General features: G+C 38.8%; 9 protein-coding genes. 4 read left to right on the top strand and 5 right to left on the bottom strand.

What is annotated here, in order from left to right:
• On the top strand, positions 1-1,583 hold a 1,583-nt coding region (dnaB, locus tag GCCT14_RS02915), incomplete at its 5' end, for a replicative DNA helicase (RefSeq protein ID WP_108624170.1).
• 90 nt (positions 1,584-1,673) lie between these two features.
• Positions 1,674-1,769, top strand: coding sequence for an AURKAIP1/COX24 domain-containing protein (locus GCCT14_RS05640; protein ID WP_108623965.1), 96 nt, complete (start codon positions 1,674-1,676; stop codon positions 1,767-1,769).
• A gap of 15 nt (positions 1,770-1,784) precedes the next feature.
• Here the strand turns inward: GCCT14_RS05640 and GCCT14_RS02905 are convergent, their stop codons facing one another.
• From GCCT14_RS02905 to GCCT14_RS05540, 3 genes are read right to left on the bottom strand one after another with little or no spacing between them, the layout of a single operon-like run.
• Positions 1,785-2,582, bottom strand: coding sequence for a TatD family hydrolase (locus GCCT14_RS02905; protein ID WP_157952534.1), 798 nt, complete (start codon positions 2,580-2,582; stop codon positions 1,785-1,787).
• A gap of 13 nt (positions 2,583-2,595) precedes the next feature.
• Entirely contained in the window at positions 2,596-3,678 is a 1,083-nt protein-coding gene (locus GCCT14_RS02900) for a hypothetical protein (RefSeq protein ID WP_157952533.1), read from the bottom strand.
• Positions 3,679-3,705: 27 nt separating this feature from the next.
• On the bottom strand, positions 3,706-3,840 hold the full coding sequence (locus tag GCCT14_RS05540) for a hypothetical protein (RefSeq protein ID WP_275655981.1): 135 nt from the start codon (positions 3,838-3,840) through the stop codon (positions 3,706-3,708).
• 46 nt (positions 3,841-3,886) lie between these two features.
• On the opposite strand from GCCT14_RS05540, the gene GCCT14_RS02895 reads away from it, so the two are divergent.
• Together GCCT14_RS02895 and GCCT14_RS02890 are read left to right on the top strand one after the other, a co-directional pair.
• Positions 3,887-4,411, top strand: coding sequence for a hypothetical protein (locus GCCT14_RS02895; protein WP_157952532.1), 525 nt, complete (start codon positions 3,887-3,889; stop codon positions 4,409-4,411).
• 176 nt (positions 4,412-4,587) lie between these two features.
• Positions 4,588-6,390 carry a LysM peptidoglycan-binding domain-containing protein gene (locus tag GCCT14_RS02890; RefSeq protein ID WP_108624166.1) on the top strand — a complete coding sequence of 601 codons (1,803 nt, stop codon included), beginning with the start codon at positions 4,588-4,590 and terminating at the stop codon, positions 6,388-6,390.
• Between the two features lie 13 nt (positions 6,391-6,403).
• Here the strand turns inward: GCCT14_RS02890 and GCCT14_RS02885 are convergent, their stop codons facing one another.
• On the bottom strand, positions 6,404-6,934 hold the full coding sequence (locus tag GCCT14_RS02885) for a CDP-alcohol phosphatidyltransferase family protein (RefSeq protein ID WP_157952531.1): 531 nt from the start codon (positions 6,932-6,934) through the stop codon (positions 6,404-6,406).
• Positions 6,935-6,954: 20 nt separating this feature from the next.
• The coding region (rho, locus tag GCCT14_RS02880; RefSeq protein WP_108624164.1) for a transcription termination factor Rho at positions 6,955-7,938 on the bottom strand (984 nt) is incomplete at its 5' end.

The following is a 7,938-nucleotide window of genomic DNA, read 5'->3' as shown; positions in this document are numbered from 1 at the left end:
CACATCTCTCTGGCCTCACAACATATGTCGAAGAGTACGTCAAACTTGTAAAGGACAAATCTACTCTCAGAAAGATGATTCGAGCTGCACAAAAGGTTGAAAAAGAGGCACGAGATGAGCCAGATGATGTTCAAGCAGCTTTAGATAAGGCTCAAAACATTTTCTTCCAAATAAGCCAAAAGATACATGCTCGAAATGGATTGGCTCTTGCAGACTTTCTTCAAGGGAAACATCCATCTTCTCAAACACCATTCCTAGAAGTTTTAGAAAAGCGTCAGGGTGATTTCCTAAGTAAAGGCCCTGATCACTCACGAGTGACAGGTGTCCCAACGAAATTTCACGATTTAGATCACATGATCAATGGACTTAACCCTGCTCACCTGATTATCTTAGCTGGACGTCCTGGGATGGGCAAGACAGCACTAGGACTAAACATTTTGGAAAATATATGTTTCGAGCAACAAAAACCAGTTGGAATTTTTTCGTTGGAAATGCCAACGGAGCAACTCATACACAGAATAATAGCCTCCCAAGCTGAAATATCTTTGAGCAAAATTTTACAAGGAGACCTTACCGGCGCGGAATTTCAGAGGATAGTGAGCTGCGTAAAAAAAATTGAGCACTCACCAATGGTGATTGAAGATCAGCCAAATTTGAACATTTCTAATTTGAGAACACGCGCAAGGCGAATGAAAGAAAAGTTTAATATCGAATTGCTGATGGTTGACTATCTTCAATTGCTAGATGGTCCTAAAAGTGGACGTTACGTGGACAGCAGGCAAAACGAAATTTCCGAAATTTCCAGGATGATGAAAAATTTAGCTAGAGAACTTCACATCCCTTTGCTTTGTTTAGCACAGCTCTCCCGTAAAGTAGAAGAGAGACCTGGCCATCGACCAATAATGAGCGATCTACGTGAGTCAGGATGTCTAACAGGAGAAACACAAATTGCATTATCAAATGACATTCAAAGAATAGATGTTATCAATCCTGAGCAGAAAGTTTGGAGCCTTAAGACCCCTCTTTCCGATCCTATTCCATGCCTAGGTGCAGTTACCAAACGTTGGACAAATGGTAAAAAAGAAGTTTTTTTACTAAGAACAGAAAAAGGTAGGACCATTCGAGCTACTGCTAACCATCGTTTTCTTCTTCAAAGTGGATGGGAACGCCTAGATAGACTTCAAATAGGAGATGAGGTCGCCTGTCTAAACAATCATAAACAAATAGTGTGGGACAAAATTATCTTAAGTTCACCAGATGGTGAAGAAGATGTTTTTGATCTAACCGTGACTCCGTGGCACAATTTCGTGGCGAATGAATTCGTTGTCCATAACAGTATCGAGCAAGACGCTGATATTATTCTTTTTCTACTACGAAGAGAGTATTATGATCCAAACGATAGGCCTGGATCAGCAGAGATTATAATAGCTAAGAACCGTTATGGAATGACAGGTCAAGTGGAACTTGCTTACAGGGCAAGGTTGGCTCAGTTTGCAAATTTATTCAAAGGTGAGAGTCAAAACGTAATTGAGGATTGGAAACCTTCTTCCATTAAAAAATTTCAAGATTTCTCACCAAGCTAACGGCTTCTTGTTTATAAAAAAAAGAACAAATCGTAGACTACACATCGCTTGACTCCTTTTTGCTTAGCAAGGACAAAAGACAGGACGTTTATGTCATCGGTCAAAAAGAAACGCAGACACAAAATGAATAAGCACAAGCGCAAAAAAAGGCGCAGGCGAGATCGTCATAAGCACAAGTATAAATAGTGTGCTTGGGTGCTTTCAGCTTCCTTTTTTTGGCTTGTCGAGGTCGAAGAGGACTTTTGCGTTGCGAGATGTATCTTCTTCGATCTTTTCTATCTTTTCTCTACGGAGAGTCGCTAAGAAATGAGCGATTTCTGGGAGATATTTGCTTTCGTTAATTCTTTTTCTGTTTGGATCTGGACTTAGATATGGAGCATCAGTTTCAAGGACGTACGAGTCGGAATCAATTTCTTGTATGCATTCCCTAAGTACATTAGATTTTTTATAAGTTATTCTACCTCCTATCCCCACCATCCATCCTCTTTTGAGGATTTCCTTGCATTTATCTTTCCCTCCATCGAAACAATGAACTACTCCTGGTCTACATTTAGGATGATTAAGGTAGTGATGGTCTAGCATTTCCAACAGATGAGCAAAAGCGTCCCTGCAGTGGACAATTAAAGGCAATCCTGTCTCGATTGCAAGTTCCATATGAAGTAAAAATCGTCTCTGTTGTTCTTCAAGAGGGACAGTTTTATGAAAGATGTCCAGCCCGGTTTCTCCGATAGCGTGTAATTTTCCATCTTTAGCCTTTTGTATGACTTCCTCCCAGAACAAGTCTTTCTTCTCATATATATTGGCTGGATGAAGAGCAGCTGCCAAGACTATTGATGAAGGATATTTATCCTGTAACTCTATACCTCTTTTTAAGTCTGAAAGTGAGAGACAAATATTCATCATAGATGTCACACCACAAGTGATAGCTTCTTCCACTCTTGAATGAGCAGGCCAAAGGAGATCATCTGCCCAATGTATATGGGTGTCAATTAAAGGCATAAAGAGACCCAAACTATGGGAATACAAAACTTAACTGCTCATGAACTGGATGTATTCCTATATTCTGAACGAATAGTTCGTTTCTCTCGAATACGAAAAAAGCAACCACTACAAGTATGGCAATGATAATCCATGCCCAAGAGACCAACGGATTGGCGAACTCTTTCGAACAGAAAAGGCAAAAAGACGTGAGGTAAGAAACTAGGCAAAGAGACCAAACTGTGGACGGGAAATAGACAGTTTCAGAAAAAGTCTTCGCAAAGAAAATCGCTCCCATCAAGAAAATCCAACCTGAAAGAGCCTGAACCCATCGTCTCACGGCTCTCCACACTCCATTTCTCTCATACATCTGACCAAAAAATACGTCCGATAAACTAGGTAAAAGTAACCCTAACCCAAAAGACATGTGCAAAGGACACATATATAAAAAACCTTTCGCAAGGAGATCAAAGATGAAATCTTTTGTGAATGGCACTGAAAGAATAAATACAGCTAACGTTTGTACAAATATTTTTATGAAAACTGAAAAAAGAGTGGGCCAAAACTCTTTTTTTTCATCTGATGGAAGTTTACGTGGACCTTCAATAAAGACATGCGTAGCACAACCAACAAAAAGAATACAAACAGCCGAAAAAAATGCTGCGTGATAAGGTGAAAAGTTCTCAATTAGTGCTTTTGGGTTTGTGAAATATATTAACACCTGGAGAAAGCTTCCTGCAGCAAGTGTTGATATTAGAACTGTTCCAGAAACAATAAATCGTTCTAGTAGACCGAAGAGGGAAAAAGTTTGAAACGTGGCCCCCCATTCGAATGGTCCAATCAAGTGAATAAGACGAACGACAAAACCGAAACCTAACATGCCTAAAAGAAGAGAGAGATAATAAAGGGAGAAATCCCAAGGAAGGGCAGCTGGAAAAAACGACCCATTAGCTAACTCGTCAAATGAAAGTGGCGCCAAATTGACGCCCTCTCCGTAAAGGGCGATTCCGGTTAAGAGGATAAAAGAAGCAGCTAAAAATCGAACTACTTGCCTAAACATATTTCCTCCTAACGAAGAATTATTTTGAAGTTTAGCGAGAAGAAGATTAACCACCATAGTCATCTCTCTTGGTTGAGACACTTGTTAAATCGCATTCACATAAACCGGAATCATGAAAATCGATTTTCTTTTTTCTCTACCTATCCCTATTGGACTCTTTTCACAAGGGATCTTTTTCCCCCTTCTCTTCTTTCTACCTATCACTTTCTTTATGTTCATGAGAAACTTCCTTCATTTGAGAAAGTGCCTCATCACGGAAAAAGAGATGACTCTCTACATACGAGAAGCACAAGATAGACCTTTTGATCTGTTAAAGAAAAATATTTTAATACATTCTGTTCTTCAATCTATTTATGAAGATTTTTATAGTGCATGTCTACTACTGATCCAAAAGAATAGCTCCTGCACAAGAGAGGGAGGACATTTATCGCATGAAGACCTTTCTCTTATTGAAAAGAGGATTCTTTGGGCTCTTGATGAAACAAGGCACAAATTTGAAGAGAGGTTATTTCCTTTTCTATTTTTGATGAAGTTCTCATCTGCACTAGCTATGATCGGTTTTCTTTACTCATTGTTTGACTTATGTAATGGCGTAGGATTTGCTTCTCCCACTAGCTTTTGTTCTTCTCTTTCTTTTTTGATATTGGGTTGTCTGAATTGGTTACTAAATTTTTGCTGCTATTTCTGGTCTAAGAGTAGAATTGAATCTATTATGGCTCAGGCGAGATCGCTCTTCATGAGAGTTCGTCAGTCTGTTGAAATTCAATACAAAAAAGTCAAAACTTCATGAAAACTAGAATCTTACCCTGGAAAGATAAGGGTGGTTCACAAAAAGTATACAGATTATAGATGGTTCCTATCCATCAAGGTGAATGAAATGCAGAATTAGTTCTGTTACATTTCTGACCACAAGGATAGCCGTACTTTGGTCTGAAACGACCGATTGTAGCTGGAGAAACATTCGATATGATTTCTAAAAGAGTCATTCTCCCTCTACTCTTGAGTGTAAGTTTGGTCTCATGTTTCACCGCTGAAAAAGCCGTCAATACACCACATTTGCTTACTCCCAAGGGGAAAAAAGAAGAGGACAAAAACAAAGCTTCTGAATTGATGCGCATTCGGCTTCAGAAGCTGCTCTCAGCATTAATGCAACTAAAAACAAAGGTTGAGAAGAAAAATCCCACAAAGCTGAATAGGCTACAGCAAAATATCCGTCGTGTAGAAATTCTCCTTAAGAAAATAAAAATCTCTCCTAACTTTGTGAAGCAGAAAGAGTTGGATCGAGTTCGGAAAGATATTCAAGAATTGATAGTAGAAGTACGACAAGATTTAGCTAATAAAAACGAAAACAAAAATAAAACTACGACATCTCACCCTAATTCTTCATCAGAAATTGTTAATTTTGATGAAAAATCTCATTCAACTTCACAGACAAACAGCATCAATGGTGACGAGTTTCAAGGTGAGTCTTCGTCCGGTCCCATTCGACTGGATCGAGAAATTGCCAAACGCACCCAAAATGATAAGGTTCCTATTTCTGAAGTAAGTGAGGACCTTCAAAACTTTTCTTATCGTGTACAAAACTTACAGAAGGAATGGAAAGTCTTACTATCTAAGATAGAAGAAGCTAATAGTTTTCTGACGCAATGTGTTAGCAAGACCGCTTCACCTTGTCTGGGAGCAATTCACAAACAGCTCTTAGAGGATCTTTCTTTGATTTATGAGAGAGCTAATGAATCAATTTATCGAGTGAAAGTGATCTGCGAAGAAATTAACTTTTTCCTTTCCAAGGAAAAATCTACTATTTCTCGATCTGTTTTGCAGAGGCTGAGATCGGATCTACAAATTGAATGTAATGACTTTCAAAAGTCTAAAGAGAGACTCGAAGAGTTTTTGTTGGCACAGAAGAGGATCCCTCATTGGTTCCTTGCTGGAGAAGACCCACCTTATGACGATTTGGATGAAAGAAAGAAGGAATTTGATCATTGCTCACATAGAAGCAAACTGCCGAAAATGACACTTGAAAACAGAAAAACTACTCATGATGAGCCTTCCCAAGATACAACGTCTTCTTTAGAGAATTCTCATCATGAAGAGATAGAATCTGCTCTTATTGAACATCCTTCTCACGAAGAAAATAGTGACAAACCATTACAACCTTCTTACGAAGAAAATAGTGAAAAACCATTACATCCTTCTCACGAGGAAAATAGTGACAAACCATTACAACCTTCCAAGGTAGATAGTAGTAAACCATCTGTTAGGCAGCAACGCAAGATAGATACTCTGCGGACTGATTTAAAAAAATGTTCAGATCAGTACGAAAATTTCAGAAAGAAATTCAGAGATTTACAAAGCTTTGATCCAACAACTCATCTTTTAAAGGAGCTTGAACAGGAACTAGAAGAGATTGAAGACGAGTTAAAAAAATTTAGAGATTGCCTTGAAAAAAGGTTAGAAGAATTTCTTCTTAAAGGTGAAATGAGTGAAAAGAAACTGTCTAAAGTTCATCAAAAGAAAGTCTCAACCAGTAGAAAATTAGCTAAAATCCAGCAAGTATTTCTATTCCTTGAAGAAGAGAATGATCTACAGATTAAATCTGTCCAAACTCAGGGCATGCATTTAATTAAAAAAGGGGAAAGTATTTGTACTCTTTCAAATAAATACGGTGTGTCTGTTGAAAGTCTTCTTCACGCTAACCCAAAACAGAAGGAACCTTTCCGAGAGGGAGATCTTATACATATCCCTCTGCCACGCAACGATAGATGAGACTCGTAACAAATCAATACAGAAAGACAGCTAATTCTATTACTGTCAGCGAAGTAATAAATAAATGAGAAAAAAACCAACTCCATCCAAGTTCGAATTCGTGGAAAAAGGCAATCACTAAAATCGCCTGAAAAACCGTTAGTATCTTTCCAGACAGCATAGATTTTTGTATTGGAATCACAAAAGATTGCTCTCCATTTTGACGAGTCCACCAAAGAAGCCAATAGAGTGAAAGAGCTACGTCCCTTAAAGGGAACAGAAAAAGATGGTGTAGCCACTTTTCAGAAAGATACGAGGCTAAGTACCAAATAACAGAGTAAAAAAGAGAGCGATCAGCCAAAACATCTAGGAATCCACCGATCTTGGAACACGCCTTCCAACGTCTTGCTAAAAAACCGTCAAGACCATCTGAAATGATCCCAACAATAAATAGAAACTCTTTAACCGAACTTGCCAAGTCAAAAAGAATAGCTCCTGCAACCATGAAGCGAGATAATGTAACAAGGTTTGGAAGATGACGCTTTTTTACTCTGAAAATAGGCATACTTCTACTCAAGTAGACATTTAGTCTTTCAATGAGAGAAGAAACTCCACATTGCTATTAGTTTTGCGTAAACGGCCTAAAAGTAGATTCATAGCGTCAATAACAGAAAGCTCTGTAGTAGCCTGACGTAAGATATAAATTTTTTCCAGTTCGCTGGGGTGATAAAGCATTTCTTCTTTACGTGTTCCGCTACGAACAATGTCAATGGCAGGATAGATTCGACGATCAGATAGAGCTTTTTCCAGACATAGCTCAGTTGTTCCAGTGCCCTTAAATTCTTCAGCAATAACTTCATCCATTCGAGACGACGTTTCAACTAGCAAAGTGGCAAAAATTGTAAGAGATCCACCTTCTTCAATGTTTCTGGCAGCTCCAAAAAACCTTTTAGGCTTGTGAAGGGCGTTGGCATCTATTCCACCAGATAAGATTTTTCCAGAATGTGGTTGTACAGTGTTATAAGCCCTAGTCAATCTTGTAAGAGAATCTAACAAAATAACAACGTCATGACCTACTTCCACTAGCCTCTTAGCTTTCTCAATAACCATCTCGGCAACTTGAACATGCCTTTCAGGTGTCTCATCGAAAGTCGATGCAACAACCTCTCCTTTAACAGTTCGCAACATGTCAGTTACCTCTTCTGGTCTCTCATCAATGAGAAGAACAAGAAGGGTCACTTCAGGATGGTTTGTAGCAATAGCTCGCGCAATATTTTGCAACATAACAGTTTTGCCAGATCGAGGTGGCGCTAAGACAATTCCCCTTTGTCCCTTGCCAAGTGGACTAATCAAATCGATGACACGTGTAGCGAAAATATCTCTAGTAGTTTCCATTACGAGACGCTCACTCGGATAACAAGGAGTCAAATTTTCGAACAGAATGCGATCACGTAATTCAGCAGTCCCCTTCCCATTTATTTTATCAATTTGATGAAGAGCAAAATACTTCTCTTTGTCTTTTGGAGGTCGAACGGTCCCAGAAACAGTATCTCCTTTTCTTAAATCGAA

Source organism: Candidatus Similichlamydia epinepheli (assembly GCF_003056015.1).
Note: the sequence above shows the minus strand (reverse complement) of the source record. Positions and strands in the feature narration are given on the sequence as shown.